Annotated in this window: 17 protein-coding genes; 4 read left to right on the top strand and 13 right to left on the bottom strand. The window is 71.8% G+C overall.

Going from position 1 to position 20,502, the window contains the following annotated elements; translation table 11 throughout:
- Positions 1-17: 17 nt before the first annotated feature.
- The 5 genes from ACFW3L_RS01005 to ACFW3L_RS00985 all read right to left on the bottom strand — a co-directional run bounded on the left by ACFW3L_RS01005 (position 18) and on the right by ACFW3L_RS00985 (position 7,088).
- Entirely contained in the window at positions 18-1,028 is a 1,011-nt protein-coding gene (locus ACFW3L_RS01005; protein ID WP_378734930.1) for an ABC transporter permease, read from the bottom strand.
- Complete coding sequence (locus tag ACFW3L_RS01000; protein ID WP_378734928.1) at positions 1,025-1,987, bottom strand: ABC transporter permease; 963 nt, start codon at positions 1,985-1,987, stop codon at positions 1,025-1,027. Before ACFW3L_RS01000 ends, ACFW3L_RS01005 begins: the two co-directional genes overlap by 4 nt.
- On the bottom strand, positions 1,984-3,504 hold the full coding sequence (locus ACFW3L_RS00995; RefSeq protein ID WP_378734926.1) for a sugar ABC transporter ATP-binding protein: 1,521 nt from the start codon (positions 3,502-3,504) through the stop codon (positions 1,984-1,986). Before ACFW3L_RS00995 ends, ACFW3L_RS01000 begins: the two co-directional genes overlap by 4 nt.
- Before the next feature lie 39 nt (positions 3,505-3,543).
- Positions 3,544-4,662, bottom strand: coding sequence for an ABC transporter substrate-binding protein (locus ACFW3L_RS00990; protein WP_378734924.1), 1,119 nt, complete (start codon positions 4,660-4,662; stop codon positions 3,544-3,546).
- Positions 4,663-4,778: 116 nt separating this feature from the next.
- Positions 4,779-7,088: an AbfB domain-containing protein gene (locus ACFW3L_RS00985; protein ID WP_378734922.1), complete on the bottom strand. Its 2,310-nt coding sequence runs from the start codon at positions 7,086-7,088 to the stop codon at positions 4,779-4,781.
- 249 nt (positions 7,089-7,337) lie between these two features.
- Here ACFW3L_RS00985 and ACFW3L_RS00980 point away from each other — a divergent pair, with 249 nt between their 5' ends.
- Positions 7,338-8,387, top strand: a complete 1,050-nt coding sequence (locus ACFW3L_RS00980) for a LacI family DNA-binding transcriptional regulator (RefSeq protein ID WP_378735361.1) — start codon at positions 7,338-7,340, stop codon at positions 8,385-8,387.
- 7 nt (positions 8,388-8,394) lie between these two features.
- On the opposite strand, the gene ACFW3L_RS00975 is transcribed toward ACFW3L_RS00980, so the two are convergent.
- Positions 8,395-9,276, bottom strand: a complete 882-nt coding sequence (locus ACFW3L_RS00975) for a LysR family transcriptional regulator ArgP (RefSeq protein WP_378734920.1) — start codon at positions 9,274-9,276, stop codon at positions 8,395-8,397.
- Positions 9,277-9,369: 93 nt separating this feature from the next.
- On the opposite strand from ACFW3L_RS00975, the gene ACFW3L_RS00970 reads away from it, so the two are divergent.
- The gene (locus ACFW3L_RS00970; protein ID WP_378734918.1) at positions 9,370-10,050 is read left to right on the top strand and encodes a LysE/ArgO family amino acid transporter; all 681 of its coding nucleotides are present in this window, start codon (positions 9,370-9,372) and stop codon (positions 10,048-10,050) included.
- 243 nt (positions 10,051-10,293) lie between these two features.
- On the opposite strand, the gene ACFW3L_RS00965 is transcribed toward ACFW3L_RS00970, so the two are convergent.
- Positions 10,294-11,169: a CPBP family intramembrane glutamic endopeptidase gene (locus ACFW3L_RS00965; protein WP_378734916.1), complete on the bottom strand. Its 876-nt coding sequence runs from the start codon at positions 11,167-11,169 to the stop codon at positions 10,294-10,296.
- A 51-nt stretch (positions 11,170-11,220) separates the two neighbouring features.
- Between ACFW3L_RS00965 and ACFW3L_RS00960 the strand changes: the two genes are divergently transcribed.
- Positions 11,221-11,928 (top strand): MerR family transcriptional regulator, encoded by a 708-nt coding sequence (locus tag ACFW3L_RS00960; RefSeq protein ID WP_378734914.1) that lies wholly within the window; start codon positions 11,221-11,223, stop codon positions 11,926-11,928.
- Between the two features lie 43 nt (positions 11,929-11,971).
- On the opposite strand, the gene ACFW3L_RS00955 is transcribed toward ACFW3L_RS00960, so the two are convergent.
- From ACFW3L_RS00955 to ACFW3L_RS00940, 4 genes are read right to left on the bottom strand one after another with little or no spacing between them, the layout of a single operon-like run.
- On the bottom strand, positions 11,972-13,573 hold the full coding sequence (locus ACFW3L_RS00955; RefSeq protein ID WP_378734912.1) for a glycoside hydrolase family 43 protein: 1,602 nt from the start codon (positions 13,571-13,573) through the stop codon (positions 11,972-11,974).
- 25 nt (positions 13,574-13,598) lie between these two features.
- Positions 13,599-14,429, bottom strand: a complete 831-nt coding sequence (locus ACFW3L_RS00950; protein WP_378734910.1) for a carbohydrate ABC transporter permease — start codon at positions 14,427-14,429, stop codon at positions 13,599-13,601.
- A gap of 1 nt (position 14,430) precedes the next feature.
- A complete protein-coding gene (locus tag ACFW3L_RS00945; RefSeq protein WP_378734908.1) occupies positions 14,431-15,318 on the bottom strand; it encodes a carbohydrate ABC transporter permease in 888 nt (295 codons plus the stop codon).
- Positions 15,315-16,607, bottom strand: a complete 1,293-nt coding sequence (locus tag ACFW3L_RS00940) for an extracellular solute-binding protein (protein WP_378734906.1) — start codon at positions 16,605-16,607, stop codon at positions 15,315-15,317. The genes ACFW3L_RS00945 and ACFW3L_RS00940 overlap by 4 nt, the downstream gene beginning before the upstream one ends.
- 217 nt (positions 16,608-16,824) lie before the next feature.
- Between ACFW3L_RS00940 and ACFW3L_RS00935 the strand changes: the two genes are divergently transcribed.
- Positions 16,825-17,841 carry a LacI family DNA-binding transcriptional regulator gene (locus ACFW3L_RS00935; protein ID WP_378734904.1) on the top strand — a complete coding sequence of 339 codons (1,017 nt, stop codon included), beginning with the start codon at positions 16,825-16,827 and terminating at the stop codon, positions 17,839-17,841.
- A gap of 182 nt (positions 17,842-18,023) precedes the next feature.
- On the opposite strand, the gene ACFW3L_RS00930 is transcribed toward ACFW3L_RS00935, so the two are convergent.
- Together ACFW3L_RS00930 and ACFW3L_RS00925 are read right to left on the bottom strand one after the other, a co-directional pair.
- Positions 18,024-19,136 carry a CobW family GTP-binding protein gene (locus tag ACFW3L_RS00930; protein WP_378734902.1) on the bottom strand — a complete coding sequence of 371 codons (1,113 nt, stop codon included), beginning with the start codon at positions 19,134-19,136 and terminating at the stop codon, positions 18,024-18,026.
- 100 nt (positions 19,137-19,236) lie between these two features.
- Positions 19,237-20,442: an FAD-dependent monooxygenase gene (locus tag ACFW3L_RS00925; RefSeq protein ID WP_378734900.1), complete on the bottom strand. Its 1,206-nt coding sequence runs from the start codon at positions 20,440-20,442 to the stop codon at positions 19,237-19,239.
- Positions 20,443-20,502: the final 60 nt, after the last annotated feature.

Genomic DNA, 20,502 nt, shown 5'->3' with positions numbered 1-20,502 from the left:
CACGCGCGCCGACCGCCTCAGCCGGGGTCGCGTCCCCTGCTGAGGCGCCGCTGCACGAGCACCACGGTGATCAGGAACAGGCCGCTGACCACCTCCTGGAACGCCGAGGTCAGGGAACCGACCGCGTTGATGACGTTCTGGATGACCCCCAGCAGCAGGACCCCGACCAGGGTGCTGCCCACGAACCCGTATCCGCCGGTCAGCAGGGTTCCGCCGATCACCACCGCCGAGATCGCCTGGAGCTCCGTGCCGATCCCGAAGATCGTCACCCCCGAGCCCAGCCACACCGCGTTCAGGGCCCCAGCCGTGCCCGCGCACAGGCCGGAGAACGTGTACACCGCGATCCGGGTCCGCGCCACCGGCACGCCCATCAGGGCGGCCGTCCGCTCGTTCCCGCCCACCGCGTACACGTGCTGGCCGACCGTGGTGCGCCGCAGCACCAGGCCGCCCATCACGAACACCGCCACGACCAGCAGGAACGGATACCCGAGCACCCCGAACAGCTTCCCGTGCACCAGCGCCGAGAGGGCCAGCCCGTCCGCCACCAGGTAGGTGGTGTTGCCCTCGTCGGACACCGACAGCATCAGTCCCCAGGCGCCCAGCATGGTCGCGAGGGTGGTGATGAACGGGGCCAGCCGCGCCCGCGCGATCAGCACCCCGTTGAGCAGACCGATCAGACCGCACACCGCCAGCGGCACCGCCATCAGCGCCAGCTCCCCGTACCGCGACGCCCACGCGGCCAGCACCCCGCCGAGCGCGAACACCGTGCCCACCGACAGGTCGATCCCACCGGTGATGATCACGAACGTCATGCCCAGAGCGATGACCGCCAGGAACGACGCGCTCACGGCGATCCGGTTCAGGTTCCCCGGGGCCAGGAACCCGTCGAGGCTCGCCCCGGCCACCGCCACCACCAGCAACAGCACCACCAGGGCACCGTGCCGCGCGGCCAGCTCACGCCAGGGCACACCCCGGGCCGACTCCCGGCCGCCGACGCGCGGCCCCGCCCCGTCCACGGTGGTCCTCATGTCCTCCCCCGATCCCGGGCCAGGTAGACGGCGCCGATGATCACGGCCGTCTGCGCCATCTGCGTCCACGACGGCGGCAGGTCGTGCTTGATGAGCGTGGCCACGAGCAGCTGCATCAGCACCGCCCCGGCCACCGTCCCGGCGATCCGCACCCGTCCGCCCGTCAGCGGGGTGCCGCCGACCACCACGGCCGTGATCGCCGACAGTTCGATCAGCACGCCCACCGAGTTCGGGTCGGCGGCCTGCAACCTCGCGGTCACCAGCACCCCGGCCACCGCCGCCAGGGCCCCGCTCAGCGCGTACACGCCGAGCAGCACCCGGCGCACCGGCAGCCCGGACAGCTCCGCCGCCCGGCGGTTGCCGCCCACCGCCACCAGCCGCCGGCCGAACACGCTCCGGCGCACCAGGAACGCCACCACCGCCACCAGCAGCGCGGCGATCCACACCACGTAGGGGACGGCCAGGAACGATCCCGAACCCAGCTCCCGCAGGTCCGGGTTGCGGACGCCGTCCAGCTGCGGCAGCAGGACGAGGGCCAGCCCCCGTCCGCCGATCATCATCGCCAGCGTCACGATGATCGCCTGCACACCGGCGAAGGCCACCAGGACACCGTTGGCGGCCCCGGCGAGCGCTCCCACGCCCACCGCGACGAGTACGGCCACCAGCGGTCCGTACCCCAGGTACAGCGAGATCATCGCGGCCGACAGCGCCATCACCGAACCCACGCTGAGGTCGATGCCGCCGGTCGCGATCACCAGCGCCATCCCCAGGGCCACGATCAGCACCGGGGCGACCTGCACGGCCTGCGTGCGGAAGTTCTCGAAGGTCAGGAAGTGCGGCGTGAACGCCACGTTGAACAGCACGACCAGCGCCACGCCCACGTACACGCCGTAGTCCCGCATCCACAGCAGGACGTGTTCCCGGCCCACGCGGGGGCGCCCCCGCAGGGTGAGGTTCACGGTTCCCCACCGCCCCGGGCGATCGCGGCAAGGAGGGAGTCCTCGGTGACCTCGTCACCGACCAGCTCGCCCGCGACCGCGCCGTCCCTCAGCACCACCACCCGGTCGGCACCCTCCACCAGTTCCTCCAGGTCCGAGGAGACCAGCAGCACGGCCAGCCCCTCCTCGGCCAGTTCGTCCACCAACCGCTGCACCTCCGCCTTGGCGCCCACGTCGATCCCGCGCGTGGGCTCGTCGAGCAGCAGCACCCTCGGTTCGAGCGCCAGCCACCGGGCCAGCAGCACCTTCTGCTGGTTGCCGCCGGACAGCTCCTCCACCTTCTGGTGCGGCCCCACGGCCTTGATCCGCAGCCGCTCCATGAACCGCTCCACCACCCGGTCGACCGCCCGCTCGGACACCAGCCCGAACCGGCTCAGCCCCGGCATGGCGGCGAGCGCGATGTTCTCCCGGATGGACAGACCGGGGACGATGCCCTCGTGCTTGCGGTCCTCCGGCAGCAGGCTCACCCCCGCCCGGATCGCGGCCGCCGTGGACCCCGTCCGCAGGGGGACGCCCACCACCGAGACGCGGCCCGCGTCCAGCGGCAGCGCGCCCGCGATCGCCTTCACGGTCTCGGTGCGGCCCGACCCCAGCAGGCCGCCGAGCCCCACGACCTCGCCCGGGCGCACGGTCAGGGACACGTCGTGCAGCCGGTGCCGGGCCCCCAACCCCTCGGCCTCCAACGCGGGCGTCCCCGACCACGCCTCGCGGTCCCCGGAGAACGTGGTGGCGCCCTCGCGCTCCACCCGCTCCATGTCCCGGCCCAGCATCAGGGACACCAGGCGCAGCCGTTCCAGGTCGGCCATGGCTCCCCGGTGCACCAGACGCCCGTCCCGCAGCACCGTCACGCGGTCGCACACCCGGTACAGCTCGTCGAGGCGGTGGCTCACGTAGACCACCGCCACACCCTCCCCGCGCAGGCGTTCGATCACCCCGAAGAGCGTCTCGACCTCCCGCGGCTCCAGCGACGACGTCGGCTCGTCCATGATCACCACGCGGGCCCGCGCCGACACCGCCCGGGCCAGCGCCACCATCTGCCGGGCGCCCATGGACAGGGTCCCCAGCGGACGGCGCACGTCCACGTCCACCCCGTAGTCCGCGAGCGTCCGGGCGGCGTCGCGGTGCATGCGGGCGAAGTCGATCAGCCCGAACCGCTTCGGCTCACGCCCCAGGTAGAGGTTGCGCGCCACGCTCAGCAGCGGCAACAGGTCGACCTCCTGGTAGATGGTGGCGATACCCGCCCGCTGCGCGTGCAGGGGCGTCGCGAACCGGGCGGGCTCGCCGTGGTGGCGCAACTCGCCCCCGTCGGGCTGGTACACCCCCGTCAGCACCTTGATCAGGGTGGACTTCCCCGCGCCGTTCTCTCCGACCAACGCGTGCGCCTCGCCCGGAAGCAGCTCGAAGTCCACCCCGTCCAACGCCAGGACGCCCGGGAACCGCTTGGTCAGCCCGCGGGTGTCGAGGACCGGAACGGTCACCGCCCCACCTCCTCCGCGCGTGTGGGCGCCCCGCCCGGCCTAGTAGGCATGCGGAAGCTCCTCCTCGGCGTTCTCCGCGTCGTACTCGCGGTCGGTGATGATCAGCTGTGTGCCGACGTCCTCACCGGCGCCGAAGGCCGAGGCCGCCTCGAAGGCCAGCGGTCCGAAACGCGGGTTCGACTCCACGACCGCCGAGATCCACCCGTCGACGATGTACTCCACCGCCGCCCGGGTGCCGTCCACCGTCACGATCTCGACGTCGCCCGGCGCCTTGCCCGCGCCGTTGAGCGCGGTGACCGCGCCGATGCCCATCTCGTCGTTCTGCGCGTAAATCCCGGAGATGTCCGGCTGCGACTGGACGAGCTGTTCGGTCACCGACTGGCCGCCCTCGCGGGTGAAGTCGCCGGACTGCTGGAACACGATCTCGATCCCGGGGGCCTCGGCCTCGATCCGCTCCAGGAAGCCGCTCGTGCGGTCGGTGGTCACGTTGTTGCCGGGTGCGCCCAGCAGGATGGCCACCTCGCCCTCGCCGCCCAGCGCGTCGATCATCTGGTCGGCGGCGCGGCGGCCCTGCTCCACGAAGTCGGACCCGATGAAGGTCACGTAGTCCTCGCAGGCGGTGCCGTTGATGGGCCGGTCGACGGTGATGATCGGGACGGCGTCGGCGCGTGCCTGGTCCAGGACGGGCTTCCAGCCGTCGGAGTTGAGGGGGGCGATGATCAGCACCTCCGCGCCCTGGGACATGAGGTCCTGGACGTCGCTGATCTGCTGGGAGAAGTCGGACTGGGCGTTGGAGGTGATGAGGTCGATCCCCCGGGCGGCGGCCTCGTCCTTGATGGACTGCGTCTCGGTGATGCGGAAGGGGTTGGACTCGGCCTCGGACTGGGAGAAGCCGACCTTCCTGTCGGTGAGCTCGAAGGGCTCGATCCCGTGGTCCCCGGCGTTGCAGGTATCGCCCCCGCTGGCCGCCTCGTCCAGCACCTGGGCCTGGCCCTCGGTGTCCCCGGTGGCGGTGTTCCCCGCGGCGTCGTCCTCGCCCCGGGCGCAGCCGGTGGCGGCCAGCGCCAGTGCCGCGCCCACGGCGGCGGTGGCCAGCAGGATCCGACGGGGGCGGGGGAGCGCTCCCGCACCGGTGTGGTGGGTGTGGTGTTCGTTCATGTCCGGTCTCCGCCCGGGTCGAGGGGACGCCGACGGGGGAGTCGGCGCAGGGGTGGGGGAGCGGGGCGCCGGGTCGGGGGCGCCCCGGGGAGGGGGTTCGGCTCACTCGGGTCGGGTCAGGGAGCCCAGGGGGACTCCACGGACCACGAGGTGTCGTGGTCGTAGTGTTCGGCGGTGTCGCGGTCCTCGCCGACGGTGCCCGCCCCGGACAACCAGAGCTCGGAGTCGTAGTGGCGCAGGTACCGGTCCGGGAAGTTGTAGGAGCGCAGCGAGATCCCCTCGCCGCTCAGTCCGGGCACCGCGCACCAGGTGGCGTCCTGTTCGAAGAGCCCGGAACCGTCGGCGGGCTCCCGGCTCACCCGCGACTCCGCGTGCCGCAGGTACTCGCCCGGGTGGTCCACCGACTCCAGCGACAGGCACTGGTCGTCGGCCAGGCCGGGCACGAACCGCCAGGTGGCGGCGGTCCTGTCGGCCTCGGGGCTGCCGTCGTCGACCGGGGTGGTGACGCCGAGCCCGCCCTCGTGGGCGAGGTAGCGGTCCTCGTGGCCGGGCGTGGTGACCCGCAGGGACAGGTTCTCCTCCACGGGTACCTCCGCGACGCCGCCGACCGGCTCCCCGGCCAGCAGTCGCGCGTGCGCCCGGGCGACGATCTCGGGGTCGACCTTGAGCACCCGGCGGTCGTAGGTCCAGAACCCGTTGAGCTCGGTCTCCACGTCGGTGATCTCGGTGTAGATCGCGGCGGACAGCCCGTGGGTGCGCTCCAGCCGCTGCACGCCCGCCATCAGGCCCGTGTACCGGGTGGCCAGGGAGTGGCCGTCGCTGATGTCCTCGTAGCCGAACCCGTCGCCCGGGCTCCACTCGTGGCCCTCCACCGGCAGGTTGTAGCCGCCGAACTCGCCCAGCACCGAGATCCGTTCGTCCTCCACCGGAGCGGGGTCGCCCGGACCGACGTAGATGTGGGAGTCGACGATGTCCCCGTTGCCGGTGTCGTGCCAGCCGGAGGCGCCGGTGACCAGGCGGGAGGGGTCGGAGGCCTGGACCTCCTCGGTGAGGCGGACGTCGCCGTCGTACTGGCCCCAGCCCTCGTTGAACACGATCCAGTTGACGATGGACGGGAAGCTGCGGTGCTCGTCCACCAGGGCGTGCAGTTCGGTCTCGAACTGGTCGCGCCCGGCCTGGCTCGGGTCACCGGACATCGACGGCATGTCCTGCATGACCATCACTCCGAGCCGGTCGGCCCAGTAGTACCAGCGGTCCGGCTCCACCTTCACGTGCTTGCGGATGGTGTTGAAGCCCAGTTCCTTGTGCGACTCGATGTCGAAGCGCAGGGCCTCGTCGGTCGGTGCGGTGGAGACGCCGTCCGGCCAGTAGCCCTGGTCGAGCGTGCCCACCTGGAACACGTACTCGCCGTTCAGGAGCGGGCGCAGGACCCCGTCCACCTCCCCGGTCTCGATGGAGCGCATCCCGGTGTAGCCCGCTACCTCGTCGTGGACCTCGTCGCCGGAGGTGAGGGTGACGTCGACGTCGTACAGGTAGGGGTCGTCCGGGCTCCACAGGCGGGCGTCCGGGACCGGCACGGTGATCGCGGAGTTCGGGTCGCCGCTGGCCGAGCCCACCTCGGTGCCCTCGTCGTCCCGGACGGTGACGGTGGCCTCGGTGCCCTCGGCGCCGGTCGCGTTGACCACCACCTCGACCCGTTCGCCGGGCACGTCCGGGGTGATGTCCAGGCGGGTGACGTGGGCCTCGGAGACCGGTTCCATCCACACCGTCTGCCAGATCCCCGTGAAGGTGGTGTACCAGATGCCGCCGGGCTCCAGCCGCTGCTTGCCGACGGCCTGCTCACCCTCGTCACTGGGGTCGTGGACCCCCACGACGACCTCGTTCTCACCCTCCTGGAGGGCGTCGGTGACGTCGAAGGAGAACTTGTCGAATCCGCCCTGGTGGGAGCCCACGGAGGTGCCGTTCACCCACACCTCGGAGTCCCAGTCCACGGCGCCGAAGTTGAGCAGGACGCGGTCACCGTCCCAGGAGTCCGGCACCTCCACGGTGCGGCGGTACCAGAGGCGGTCGTGGTGCTCCTCCACGCCGGACAGGGCGGACTCCACCGGGTAGGGGACCAGGATCTCCCCGTCCAGGTCGGTGCCGAACGGCGGGTCCTCGCCCTCCTCGGCGGGGGCCCACTGCCAGAGGCCGTTGAGGTTCTCCCAGTCCTCGCGCACCATCTGCGGACGCGGGTACTCGGGCAGGGCGTTGTCCGGGGAGACCTCCGAGGTCCAGGGGGTCTCCAGGCGGGGTTCGGCCGAGGCGGCGGCCGGGAGCGCGACCAGTGCCGAGGCGGTCAGGAACGCGGCCAGAACGGGGGCGGTCGCGCGGACGGTCCGGCGGGGCGGTGGGGGAGTCGGGGACGCGGGGGGTTGACGTCTCATGGGGGTTCTCCGTGTCGAGTGGTGCGGGAGGACCTGCACGAGGCAGCGCCACCCCCGCTTTTTACAACGTGGGAAACCTGACTTAGCCAAGATGACAGCACGATCAAGGAGTCCTGTCCAGACCCTGAACGGAAACCCGCTGGACATCGGGGGAACACCCAAGCCCTGTGGTGTCGGTGAAACGGGCCCGTCAGCATCGCTGTGCAGGGCCCGCACCCGTGTTGTATAACGATGTAAAACTCAACGGCCCTGGGTGCAGCGGCCCGGAAGGGGAAGCGAGTGGGCATCAGCCTGAAGGACGTCGCGCTACGGGCGGGGGTGTCGGTCAAGACCGTGTCGAACGTCGTCAACGGTTACCGGCACGTCACCCCCGAGACCCGCCAGCGCGTCCAGCGGGTCATCGACGAGCTCGGATACCGCCCCAACCTCACCGCCCGCCACCTGCGCAAGGGCAGGACCGGGATGATCGCCCTCGCCCTGCCCGAGCTCGGCAACCCCTACTTCGCCGAACTCGCGGACGCCGTCATCGAGTACGCGGGCGGGCTCGACTACATCGTGCTGCTCGACCACACCGGAGGGCGCCGCGACCAGGAGGTGCTCTTCGCCCAGGGGCTGCGGGCCCGGGTGATCGACGGGCTCATCCTCAGCCCCATCGAACTGGAGAACGAGGACCTGCTCGCCCGCGAGAGCGACGCGCCCCTGGTGCTGCTCGGAGAGCGCGAGTACGACGCCCCCCACGACCACGTCGCCATCGACAACGTCGCCGCCGCTCGCACGGCCGCCGCCCACCTGGTGGAGATCGGCCGACGGCGGATCGCCTTCCTCGGAGCCCGGCACGGGCGTGCCCGTCAGACCGCCCACCTGCGGCTCCAGGGATGGCGCGAGGTGATGACGGAGCACGGGCGGCCCACCGGCGACGCGTTCGTCGCGGTCACCGACGGCTACGCCCGTGAGGACGGAGCCCAGGCGATGGCCCGCCTCCTGGACTCGGGGGTCCGCCCGGACGCGGTGTTCTGTTACAACGACCTCGTGGCCATAGGCGCCATGCGCACCCTCACCGAGCGCGGTCTGCGCATCCCCGAGGACGTGGCGGTGGTGGGCTTCGACGACATCGAGGACGGCCGGTACTGCACCACCACCCTGACCACCGTCGCCCCGCACAAGCGGGCGATCGCCCGGGCCGCCACGGACGCGCTCCTGGAACGCCTCTCCGAGGGTCCGGGGGGCGCGATCCCGCCCCGGCGGGTCCAGCCGGGCTTCGCCCTCGTCCCCAGGGAGAGCACCGTGGGAAAACCCTGAGGACCGCTCACACCGGACGCAGGTGGGCGGCGGCCCCGGCACGGACGTGCCGGGTGACCTCGTCGAGGAGCGGTGACCGCAGGTTCCAGCGCTGCCAGTACAGCCGGACCTCCACCGGGAGCTCCGGGGCCAGCGGCACCAGAGCCCCGGACGCCAGGCCCTCGGCGCACTGCTGCTCGGGGATCACACCCCAGCCCCAGCCCAGCAGGACGGCGCGGGCGAAGTCCTCCGAAGCCGGGACGTAGTGGGTCGGCCCCCGTGAGCCGCCGCCGGTGAGGTCGCGCAGGAAGCGGTCCTGGAGGTCGTCCTTGCGGTCGAAGTTCACCATCGGCGCGTCCGGGAGGCGCCGGGGGTCGGTGGCGCCGAAGCGTTCCGCGAAGTCCGGGGCGCACACGGCCTGGTACCGCAGGCTGCCCAGGGGTTCGACGGAACAGCCCTGGACCGCCTCCGGAGTGGAGGTCACCGCCGCCATCACCGCTCCCGACCTCAGCAGGCCCGTGGTGTGCTCCTCGTCCTCCCGGTGGAGTTCGAAGACGGCGCCCAGCCCGGGTGGCAGGGCCTCCAGGAACCAGGTGGACAGGCTGTCGGCGTTCACGGCGAGCGGCACCCGCGCGTGCCCCCGCTCGTGGCCGACGCTCCGGAGCTCCGAGCGCACCTCCTGGTCCAGGAGCAGCACCTGGCGGGCGTGGCGCAGGACCGCGTCGCCCGCCTCGGTGGGCAGGACCGGGTTGGTGCGGCGGACCAGGACCTGGCCCGCCGCCTGCTCCATCGCCCGGACCCGCTGCGACACCGCCGAGGAGGTGACGTGCAGACGTCGGGCGGCCGCCTCGAAGGTGCCCTCCTCCACCAGGGCGGTCAGGGTGCGCAGATGGTCGAACTGGAAGGGCATCGTACGCTCCTGACGTGCAGTCATAAGAAGTCCTAAGGGGATCTGAGAAAGTGTAGCTTTACTGCACGGGTCCTCATGGTGGACGCTTTCCCAGTGAACGAGACACTCCTTCCCGCACTGATGGGCCTGGGCACCGGACTGGCGCTCATCGTGGCCATCGGCGCCCAGAACGCGTACCTGCTCCGCCTCGGCATCGACGGCAGACCCTCCGCCGTGCTGGCTGTGGTGCTGGTCTGCGCGGTCTCCGACGCGGCGCTCATCACCGCCGGAGTCGCGGGCATCGGCGGCCTGGTCGAGGCGATGCCCACCGCGATGGTGGTGGTCCGCCTCCTGGGTGCGGGCTTCCTCGTGGTGTACGGCCTGTTGGCGGCCCACCGGGCCCTGCGGCCGGGACGGGCCGAGGTCCTGGTCCCGGCGGAGGGCGCCCCCGCCCCGGCGGAAGCCGAACGGGGCGCGGGCACCGCGCTGGCGACCCGGTCCACCGGGCTCAGGGCGGCGGTGCTCACCGCCCTCGCGCTCACCTGGCTCAACCCGCACGTGTACCTGGACACGGTGGTCTTCCTCGGGTCGGTCGCCAACCAGCAGGCCGGGGAGGCCCGCTGGTGGTGGGCGGGTGGGGCGGTGGCCGGGAGCTTCCTCTGGTTCTTCGCCCTGGGCTTCGGCGCGAGGCTGCTCCGCCCGGTCTTCGCCCGCCCCGGCGCCTGGCGGGTGCTGGACGGGATCATCGCGGCCGTGATGCTCACCCTGGGCGTCAGCCTGGCCCTGGGCGGTTAGCCGTCCCGATGGTCGGTGCGATGCGGGAGACTGGGTGTTGACGCCACCGCCGACAGTGAACTCAGGTGCTCTCTGGGGTGTTTGTCGCCGGAGTCCGTTTCTCGACAACTTGCAGATTCCGCCGGGTTCGCTCCACAGCGTCGCAGGTCAAAGAGGGTGATCCCCGCGCATGCGGGGATGGTCCCCATCGGTGGCGGTCACGATCGGGCTCCCCTTGGTGCTCCGCGCGACGCGGGGGTGGGTTCAGGGCGCGACCGCCTGGGCGGGCTCTCTTCCCGGGGCCAGCTTCCAGAGGCCCAGGGTGGCCAGGACCATCACGATCATCGGCACCACGAGGACCGGGCCGGTCACCACCGCCAGATCATCCAGCTGATCGGCCAGGATCACCGACACCATCAGCACGGTGTTGTTGACGGCATGGACCAGGACCGCTGATTCGAGGCCCCCGGTGCGGTGCGTCACCAGGGCGAGGCACACCCCGGCGACGACGTAGTAGCCCAGCGCCCAGGCGTCCAGGGAACCGTGGATCGCGCCGAACGCCAGTGCGGTGACCGACGTGGCGACGGCCAGGGAGAAGCCCGGGCGGCGGAAGCGCGCGCCGACCGCTCGGAAGAGCAGCCCGCGGAACAGGTACTCCTCACCGGCGGACTGGAAGGGGACGACCACGATCGCGACGATCGCCAGCGTGAGGGTCGCCGCCGTGAACTCGGGGGTCCCGAACGGCATGACCAGGTGCAGCACGGCGGTGTAGACCACCCAGAGCGGGAGCACGACGGTCGCGGCGCGGGCCAGCACCCCCCAGCGGAACCGGCCCGTGACCGACGACAGCCACCCGGGGCGCTCCCGGTAGATCGCCCACTGGGCCAGGCCGGAGACGGGGATCAACGCCGCGAGCAGCAGGTTCCCGGCGAGCCAGAACCCGACGGTGAAACTCGGGTCGGCCGGGTCGAAGGGCTCCAAGCCGAGGAGACGGTCCAGGGCGATCCCGGCGGGGACGGCCGCCACGAGGAGCACGACGAGAAGGGCCCCCAGACCCGTGGCGAAGGCCAGGAGGGTGCGCCAGACCTGTGGCCTGGACCGCAGGGCGTGTACGTACGAGGGTGCGGCGGATGCGTTCATGCGGACCATCCCAAACCATGACGTAGCGTCGTAGTCAAGGAGGCCCAGAAGATGCGCACACGCGAGTTGGCGGACCTGGCCGGGGTGACCGTGCGGACGGTGCGCCACTACCACCAGATCGGACTGCTGCCCGAGCCGCCGAGGTCGGTGAACGGGTACCGGCGGTACACGGCGGACGACCTGGTCCGGCTGCTGCGGATCCGGCACCTGGTGGAGGCGGGCGTCGGCCTCACCGACGTCGGGGAGGCACTGGACGAGGACGCGTCCGCCGTCGCGGTCCTGGACCGGGTGGAGGCCGACATCGAGGCCCGGATGTCGCGTCTGCGGACCCAACGGGAACTCGTGCGCTCCCTGCGCGAGCAGTGGCGGGAGCCCGAGTCCGCTGACGGGGTGGTGGGCGCCCTCGCCGCCGTGCACCGGGCGTCGGGCCTGCCGACGGAGGCCGCCAGGCTCGACTCCGACATCGCCACCCTCGTCGTGCACCTGTCCGGCGGGGACACCTCGGTGGTGGAGGAGGGCCTCGCCGCGATCGGCGGTCTGAGGGACGCCCCCTCGTTCTTCGCCGCGATCGACGCTCTCGTCGCACTCGCTCCCGACGCCGACGAGACGGCGCGGGGCCACGTCGCCGACGCGCTGCGCCCGCATCTGTCGTCACTCGCGGGCGTGCGGGTTCCCCAGGGCAGGCTCGCGGGGTTGCTCGACGAACTGCGGCGCCTGCGTCTGAACGCCGCGCAGCTCGACGCGCTCGACCGGCTCTGAGTGCCGGACGGGGAGTGCCCGTCCGGCACTCCCCGTCCGATTCTCAGGATCCCTGGTAGGTGGCGTGGTCGAAGTCGGCGTGGCAGCCCGTGCCGGTCAGGTCGTGGACCCACAGCCCGAGGAAGGCGCCCGTGAATCCCCAGATGGTGGCGGTCTCACCGTCGGCCGCGCGCTCGGCGGCGTAGTCGTCGGACAGGATGCTGGCGTCCAGGACCCCGCCGACGGGAGTCCAGTCGCGGCCGTCGGGGGAGAGCGCGAACGCCAGTTCGGCCCCGTCGATCTCCGCGCGCAGGTGAAAGCGCTCCCAGCCCCGCACGTCGATCCGCTCACCGGACTCGCGGACCCGGCCCCGGTCCGAGCTGAGCACCCCCGCGAACAGGCCCTCCCGCTCGTCGAACCCGACGCGCAGGTAGTGCCACTGCCGCATGTTGTAGTACGCCGTCAGTCCGGCCATCCGCTGGAAGGTGTGGGTGGAGAACTCCATCACCGTCTCCATCGCGCACCGCTCGTGCTGGACCCGTCGCGCCACCAGGCTGGGGCCGCGGGTGCCCGAGGGCGACTGTCCGCCCTGGACCCGCAGATGGCCGGGGCGCTCCGTCAGCGAGAGCCACTCCTCGTCCACGTGCCGCCGCAGCGTGCTCCACTCCGGGCGCAGCACCGGCGCGTCGAAGTCGTCCCGCGCGGGCACCTCCGGCCACGGGTGCGGTTCCAGCGCGGGTCCCTCGACCTCCACGTGCGGCACCCCGTCGCGGACCCGGGGCCAGCCGTCCACCCAGTCCACGCGTTGCAGGGCCGTCTCGCGACCGCGCACGCAACGGCCGCGTTCGGTGAGCGGGCGGGACGTCAGGTGCGCCAGGAACCACTCACCCGACGGGGTGCTGACCAGGCTCCCGTGCCCGGCCTTCTGCAGGGGCAGTGACGGGTGCCGCCGGGAGGACAGCGTGGGCCCGGCCGGGTCCACCTCGTAGGGGCCGGTGATCTCCCGGGACCGCGCCACCGTCACCTGGTGGTCCCACTGCGTCCCTCCCTCGGCGGTCACCAGGTAGTACCACCCGTCCTCCCGGTACAGGTGCGGGGCCTCGGTCACCCTGGCCGAGGTGCCCTCGAAGACCACCGTCGGCTCGCCCAGGAGGCGCATCCACTCGGTGTCCAGCTCCTGGAGCACGATCCCCGCGAAGGCGTGGTGCCCGGGCCTCCAGTCCATGAGGCTGCTGACCACCCAGCTGCGGCCGTCCTCGTCGTGGAACAGGGACGGGTCGAAGCCCATCGAGTGGATCGGCGCGGGGTCGCTCCACGGCCCGTCGGGCGTGGGGGAGGTGGTCACGTAGTTGGGCGTGTCCCAGAAGCCTCCGGCGTAGTTCTCCACGTCGGTGAAGATCAGGTGGAACACCCCGTCCTTGTGGGACAGGCACGGCGCCCACACACCCGCTCCGTCGCGGTGGCCGGTGAGGTCGAGCAGCCGGTCGTGGTCGAGGACTCCGCCGAGGGGGCGCCAGTGGACCAGGTCCCGGGAGTGGTGCAGGAGCACCCCCGGGCTCCACTCGAAGGTCGAGGTCGCCAGGTAGTAGTCCTCGCCGACCCGCAGGATCGACGGGTCGGGGTGGAACCCGGGCAGGACGGGGTTGGTGATGGTCGCGTTCGTCATCACGGCCTTTCGGTGGGGTGGTCCTCTACTTGCCGAAACCGGCGGCGAGGCCGCCCAGCAGGTGTCTTCGGCCGAACAGGTACAGGGCCAGGATCGGGAGGGTGGAGAGCACCACGGCGGCCATCAGGCCGGGGACGTCGGTGCCGTACTGGGTCTGGAACGCCCAGAGCCCCAGGGGGAGGACCCGGTTGGACTCGCTCTGGGTGAGCACCAGCGGGAAGATGAAGTTGTTCCAGGCGTTGAGGCCGACGAAGATCGCCACCGTCACCACGCCCGGCCGTGACAGCGGCAAGACCAGGCGGAGGAACACCTGCCAGGTCGCGGCGCCGTCCAGCGCCATCGCCTCGTACAGTTCGCCGGGCACGTCCCTCAGCGAGCTGGTGAGCACGACGATGGAGATCGGGAGCGTGAACGCGGCGGTCGGCAGGATGATCGCCGGCAGGCTGTCGTACAGGTGCAGTCGGGTGATGATCAGGTAGATGGGGATGATCACCGCCTGGGCCGGGACCGCCAGCCCCAGGAGGAACAGGGTGAAGCTGATCCGGATGGCGCGGCTGCGCCCGCGCACGATCGCGAACGCGGCGGGTACGGCCACCACCAGGACCAGGAGGATCGCTCCGGACGCCACGATCAGGCTGTTGGCCAGGAAGCCGAGGAACCCGACCTCGAAGGCGTTGCGGTAGTTGTCCAGGGTGAGTGATTCGGGCAGGGAGAGCGGTCCCCGCGACAGGTAGTCGCCCGGTCCGCGCAGACTCGTGGCGACCAGGTAGTACAGGGGCACGCACACGACCAGCAGCCACAGGGCGGCGCCGATCCCCGAGGCGTACGCGGGTCGCGCACCGGTTCGGGACGCCATGTCACATCCCCTCCCTCTGGCTGGTCATGCGGGAGTAGCCGGTCACCCGTACCACCGCCAGGGACAGTCCGGTTCCCAGGACCACCAGCAGCACCGCGATGGCGCTGGCGTAGCCCATCTGGAAGGAGACGAACCCCTGGTTGTACATGTGCAGCGGCAGGATGCGGGTGGCGTTGCCCGGCCCCCCGCCGGTCAGCAGCAGGACCGTCTCGAAGTAGGTCATCGAGCCGACGAGCATCAGCACCGACGACGCGATGATCGTGTGCCGCAGCTGTGGCACGGTGATGTGCAGGAAGCGCTGGAGACCCGAGGCCCCGTCCAGTTCGGCCGCCTCGTGGAGCGATCGCGGCACCTGTCGCGCGGCCGCCTGGTACAGGAGCATGTGGAACGGCAGGAACTGCCACAGCAGGATGAGCACGATCGCGTACAGCGCCAGTGTGGAATCTCCCAGCGCGTTGCTGTGGCTCAGCGCGAACCACTCGCTGACCTGGGAGGGGATGCCGAAGCTCGGGTCCAGCAGGGCCTTCCACACCAGGGCGATGGCCGCGGTGGACAACAGCAGCGGCAGGAAGAAGACGGCGCTCACCACCGCCCGGACGCGTTGGGGACCGGCCGCCCACACCCCGAAGGCCAGCGCCAGCGGGGTCTGGGTCGCCCAGCACAGGGCGGTCAGGGTCAGGGTGACAGTGAGTCCGCCGCGGACCTGGCCGTCGCCCGGGAGCGCCGACCAGTTGGCCAGTCCCACCCACTGCGGGGTGCCGATCCCGTCCCACGAGGTGAGGCTGAGGTACCCCACGACGGCCACGGGGGCCAGGCCGAACAGGCCGAAGAACAGCAGGGCCGGAGTGACCCAGAGGAGTCCGGGCCGTACCGTGGCGGAGTTCCTCACCGCTGCTCCATGTCCTCGGCGAACTCCTCGGGGGTGACGTCGCCGATGAAGAGCAGTTGGAGGTTGGTCAGCATGGCCTCGGCCGCGGCGGGGGGCAGGGCCTGGTCCCACGACTGGGTGAACGTGGGCGCCTCCGAGACCAGTGCGTGGGTGAAGGTGGCGAACTCGGCGTGGTCGCTCTCCTGGAGCTGGTCCTCGATGCCCTCGACGGCGGGGACCTGGCCCTCCCTGATGAGTTCGGCCACGTACTCCTCGGAGGCCATGGTCTCGACGAGGAAGTCGGTCGCCGCGTCGGCGTGCTCGCTGTCGCTGTTGACGGAGAAGTAGTTGCTGGGGTTGCCGACGATCGCGTCGGGGTCCCCCGCCCCGCCCTCCACGGCGGGGAAGGAGGTGAACCCGAGATCACCGTTCTCGACGAACTCGGGGTTGGCGTCCATCTGCTGGGCGAGGTCCCAGCTGCCCATCAGGAACATCGCGGACTCGCCCGTGGCCAGGAGGGTGGAGGCGCTGCCGTTGTCGTAGTCGATGGAGGTGAAGTTGGTGCCGAAGGCGCCCCGGTCGACCAGGTCCTGGCAGGCCTCCATCGCCTCCAGGACGGCGGGGTGCCGCCAGGCGCCCTCCTCCTCGTCCACGATCGCCTGGAACACGTCGGGGCCGCCGATCCGGTCCACGAGGTAGGAGAACCACATCAGCTGGGTCCAGCCCTGCGCGCCGGGGAGGACGATCGGGGTGACGCCGTCGGCCTGGAGGACGTCGATCGCCTCGTGGAGCTCGGCGAGGGTCCGCGGGGGCTGGAGTCCGGCCGCCGCCAGGACGGGCTTGTTGTAGTACATGACGACGGGTTGCACGCCGAGGAGGGGCACGCCGTAGTAGGAGCCGTCGATGGCGGCCACGTCCAGGACGCTGGGAAGGAAGGCGTCGCGGAACCCGGGGTTGTCGTCCAGGGCCGGGGTGAGGTCGAGGACCCGGCCCTGGTCGGCGTACTGGGCGAGGTTGCCGCCGCCCCAGTTGAAGAACACGTCGGGCGCGTTGGGGGAGCCGAGCGCCACCTGGAGGCGCTGCTTGTAGGCGTCGTTGACGAAGGTGACGAGTTCGGCGGGCACGTCATGGGACGCGTTGTGCGCCTCGATGCCCCGTTCGACGATCTCGTTGACCGCCGCGTCCTCCAGGGCCCAGACCTGCACGGTGTCGGCTCCACCCGGGCCGGAGGTGCCGCAGCCGGTGGCGAGGAGGAGGGAGAGGGCCAGGGAGGTACTGCCGATCACACGTGTCCGGTGGGTGCGACTCATGGCGTGTACACCGTTCTTCCGTTGTTCCGGGGGGTGCCGAAAGTATTCGAAAGATTTCCGATAGCTTTCGGAAGGCTGACGCTAAGTCGTCCCTGTGCCTCCGTCAAGGGGAGTGTGGATTGCGAGGAGGTTGCGGTGTTCGGTTCCGAAAACTTTCGGGATAGAATCCAGCGCAGTGTGAACCACGGGACACCGGTCTTCGACGACGAGGAGGCACATGGCGAAGAGTCGCCCCACACTGGCCGAGATCGCTGGTGAGGCGGGGGTCTCCGTCTCGACGGTCTCCAAGGTGATCAACGGTCATCTCGACGTGGCGGCCGAGACCCGCCGCCAGGTGGAGCGGTTGCTGGAGCAGCACCGCTACCAGCAACGGCGTCACCGCAAGCGCCGACCGGTCGGGCTGATCGACCTCGTCTTCCTGGACCTGGGCAGCCCCTGGGCCATGGAGATCCTCACCGGGGTCGAGGAGGTCGCGCACGACGCGGGATTCGGGGTCGTGGTCTCCGCCGTGCACGACCGCAAGCGCAGCAGGCCCGGCCGCAGGTGGCTCGACAACATCCAGGACCGGCGCTCCGACGGGGTGGTGCTGGTGCTGTCCGAGCTCTCCCCCCAGCAGCAGGACCAGCTGGACGCGCTGGGGATCCCCGTGGTCCTCGTCGACCCCGTCGGAGACCCCGCGCGGGAGACCCCGGCGGTGGGCGCCGCCAACTGGGACGGTGGTCTGACCGCGACCGAGCACCTGATCGGCCTCGGTCACCGGCGCGTCGCCATGCTCGCCGGCCCGCCGGACGTCATGTGCAGCAGGGCCCGCGTGGACGGTTACCGCAGCGCCATGCGCGACGCGGGGCTCCCCGTGCTCGACGGCTACGTCACTCACGGGGACTTCCTGGCCGGGACCGGCAAGGAGCTCACGGAGGTCCTGCTCGACCTGCCCGAACCGCCGACGGCGATCTTCGCGGGCTCGGACCAGATGGCCCGGGGTGCCTACGAGGTCCTGTACGAACGCGGCCTGAGGGTGCCGGACGACGTCTCGGTGGTGGGGTTCGACGACCTCCCCGAGGCCAGGTGGGCGACCCCGCCGCTGACCACCGTCCGGCAGCCTTTGCGGGACATGGCGCAGATGGCCACGCGCATGCTGTTCGACCTGGTCAACGGGGGCGAGCCCGAGACCACTCGGATGGAACTGGCCACCCGTCTGGTCCGACGCGACAGCACGGCACCGCCCAAGGAGTGAGCGCGGGAGCCGGTTGCTCCCGGCCGGGCCCCCGGGCGGAGGCGGGTTCCCGGGGCGGGGGAGGGGGCTCCGGGGAGGGAGGACCCCGGGAACCCTTCGGGCCGACCGGATCACGAACGGTCGGCCCCGTTCTCGGGACCGGTGGGTGCCGACGGCGGACACCACCGGTACGGGTCGGCGGGCTAGAGCGCGTCGGCGAAGGGGTCCACGGCGAGGGGGCTCCCCGCCTCCTCGTCGGTGAGGAGGCAGGAGTCGAGGAGGTCCGTCAGCCGGTCGGCGTCGAGGTCCACCCCGGTGACGGCCAGGTGCTGGCGGCGGTCACCCACCACCGGGTCCCAGTCCAGGGAGGCCGAGGCGCGCCGGGTGTCGGAGACCAGGTCGAGGGCGGCGCCGGGCAGGGCGGCCAGCCAGGGGCCCGCGCTCTCCAGTACCAGGGTGCCGTTGTGGCTCTCCCAGGTCAGCAGGGTGTCGGGTCTGCTGGCCAGCCAGATCCGGCCGCGCCCGCGCAGTCCGGTGGAGACGATCCGCTCCAGGGCCTCGTGCAGCCGCACCGGGTGCAGGGGGCGTCTCCGGGTCCACACCACGGTGCCGACCCTCGCGTCGGACGCGTCCCGGTACTGGGCCCACGTCGGGTTGAGCCGGTTCGCGGCGACCTCGGGGCGGAAGCGCCCCTCGGTGAGGGCGACCAGGCCACCCCCGGGCGGGACCACCAGGGTCGCCGGGTTCAGGTGCTCGACGAGCGCGCGGGCCTCCTCCCGATGGCGGTCTCCGTGGAGGGTGACCACCGTGGGGTACTCGACCTGGCCGGAGAGGACCCCCGCGACGGTGCGCCGGTCCTCGGGGACGACGCCCAGGGAGCGGTCGGAGAGGGCGTCGACACTGGACAGGTCCGGGAGCAGGCGTTCGGCGTCGACGGCGGTGACCACGGCGGCCAGGTGGAGTTCCTCGCGCGCGGCGATCGCCTCGGCCACGGAGCGGGGTTCGACCGCGTCCCAGGTCTCCACCACGCACAGGCCGTGCTCGCCGCGCGCGGCCAGCTCCAGCAGGACGGGGAGCAGGTCCTCGCGCAGCGCGCAGGTGGCGCACGGGTGGTCGAGGTCGACGGGAGCGCGGTCCAGGACGCCCCACCTGTCGCGGGTGACCCGGAGGACGACGCCCTCGGAGATCCCGTCCAGGTCGTGGTGGAGGGTGACGGCACCGGGGACGGTGGTGACGAGGTCGTCCACGGTGCCGCGCCGGGCCAGCCGGTGCAGCCCGGAGACCACGACCACGCGCAGGGGTGTCGCTACGGTCATGGGGGATCCTCCCTGGGGCGGAAACGATAATCATTATCGTAGCGCACGCGTGCGTCACCCCGGAACACCAGGGTGCGCCCGTCGGGAGGGCCCCGGAACCTCAGCCGTCGAGGACCGAGGCGTAGCGTTCCAGCGCGAACTCCCCGCCCACCGCGTCCACGGGCGGGCGGATGCCGAGGCGCCCCATCAGCCGGGTACCCCGGGCCAGGGCCAGTTCGGCGCGCTCCCGGATCCACGTCTCGTAGCGCCCCGCCTCCGGGGCCACGCTGTCCACCACGTATGGAGCCACGGTCTGGGCCTCGCGCACGGAGTGCCGCAGTGCCGCCTCGTAGGAGAAGTAGGCTCGACCGTGGTCGCCCTCCGTGAACACCAGTTCGCCCGCCAGCGCCAGGGCGCCCATCAGCGCGATCGTCGGACCCTGTCCGCTCAGCTGGTCGGGAGCGCACGCCGCGTCACCCACCAGCACCACGCGACCGTGCTCCCACACGTCCATACGCACCTGGGTGGACGGCGCCACGCGCAGGTCGGCCTCGCGCGCGGCGCGCAGCAGCCGGGGCATCTCCCAGCCGTCCCGGCCGAAGGCCTCCTCCACCCAGCGTCGCCGGGCCTCCTGGTCCAGGGAGTCCGCGTCGACCGGGAAGCGCTCGCGCACCACCAGGGTGACCGAAGCGCGGTCGCCGCCGGGCAGGGTCGTGACCAGGCAGCCCCGGTGCGGCCACACGTGCCAGGCCGTGGCGTTGTCGGTGCCGAGGACGTTGTCGGTCTCGAAGGTCGCCGTGTTGGTGCCGAGGTAGCGCAGGCGCTTCTCGTCCGGGCCGGGGAAGGCGAGCCCCCGCACGGGTGAGTACGGGCCGTCCGCGCCCACGACCAGGTCGAATCTGCGTGCGGGAGCGTGCGCGAAGGTGACGTCGACGCCGTCCGCGTCCTGCTTCAGCGCGGTGATCCCGTCGCCGGGAAGGTACTCGACCCGGCCCTCGTCCTCCCGCAGGGCGCCGACCAGGTCCTCGTGTCGGACGACCAGGGTCCCGGGGTCCCCGGGCACGCAGGTGGGTTCCCGGCGTCCGCTGACGTGGGTGCGGACCTCGGTCACGGGTGAGCCGAGGGCGCGGACCCTCTCGCCCGCGCCCATCCGGTCCAGGAGGGCCATCCCCTGGCGGGAGACCTCGGCGGGACAGGCCTCCGGGCGCGGCCCCGGAGCGACGTCCACCACCGTGGGTCGGAAGCCCCGCTGGGCCAACCAGGTGGCCAGCGCGCTTCCGGCCACGCCGCCCCCGGAGACGAGGATGTTCCTGTTGCTGATCGGCACGTGGACCTCCGTGTGCGCTCGGATGGTGGTTCTCCCCGCCCGGAGGAGCCGGCGGAGGGC

Source organism: Nocardiopsis sp. NPDC058789, from assembly GCF_042745575.1.
Classification (GTDB): domain Bacteria; phylum Actinomycetota; class Actinomycetes; order Streptosporangiales; family Streptosporangiaceae; genus Nocardiopsis; species Nocardiopsis eucommiae.
The sequence above is the reverse complement of the archived record's forward strand: the minus strand, read 5'-3'. Positions and strand labels throughout refer to the sequence as shown.

Bases quoted from the DNA above. Each gene is read 5' to 3' on its own strand.
- ACFW3L_RS01005 (WP_378734930.1), bottom strand. From the start codon at position 1,028: ATGAGGACCACCGTGGACGGGGCGGGGCCGCGCGTCGGCGGCCGGGAG.
- ACFW3L_RS00990 (WP_378734924.1), bottom strand. From the start codon at position 4,662: ATGAACGAACACCACACCCACCACACCGGTGCGGGAGCGCTCCCCCGC.
- ACFW3L_RS00985 (WP_378734922.1), bottom strand. From the start codon at position 7,088: ATGAGACGTCAACCCCCCGCGTCCCCGACTCCCCCACCGCCCCGCCGG.
- ACFW3L_RS00975 (WP_378734920.1), bottom strand. From the start codon at position 9,276: ATGCCCTTCCAGTTCGACCATCTGCGCACCCTGACCGCCCTGGTGGAG.
- ACFW3L_RS00965 (WP_378734916.1), bottom strand. From the start codon at position 11,169: ATGAACGCATCCGCCGCACCCTCGTACGTACACGCCCTGCGGTCCAGG.
- ACFW3L_RS00960 (WP_378734914.1), top strand. From the start codon at position 11,221: ATGCGCACACGCGAGTTGGCGGACCTGGCCGGGGTGACCGTGCGGACG.
- ACFW3L_RS00955 (WP_378734912.1), bottom strand. From the start codon at position 13,573: ATGACGAACGCGACCATCACCAACCCCGTCCTGCCCGGGTTCCACCCC.
- ACFW3L_RS00950 (WP_378734910.1), bottom strand. From the start codon at position 14,429: ATGGCGTCCCGAACCGGTGCGCGACCCGCGTACGCCTCGGGGATCGGC.
- ACFW3L_RS00940 (WP_378734906.1), bottom strand. From the start codon at position 16,607: ATGAGTCGCACCCACCGGACACGTGTGATCGGCAGTACCTCCCTGGCC.
- ACFW3L_RS00935 (WP_378734904.1), top strand. From the start codon at position 16,825: ATGGCGAAGAGTCGCCCCACACTGGCCGAGATCGCTGGTGAGGCGGGG.
- ACFW3L_RS00930 (WP_378734902.1), bottom strand. From the start codon at position 19,136: ATGACCGTAGCGACACCCCTGCGCGTGGTCGTGGTCTCCGGGCTGCAC.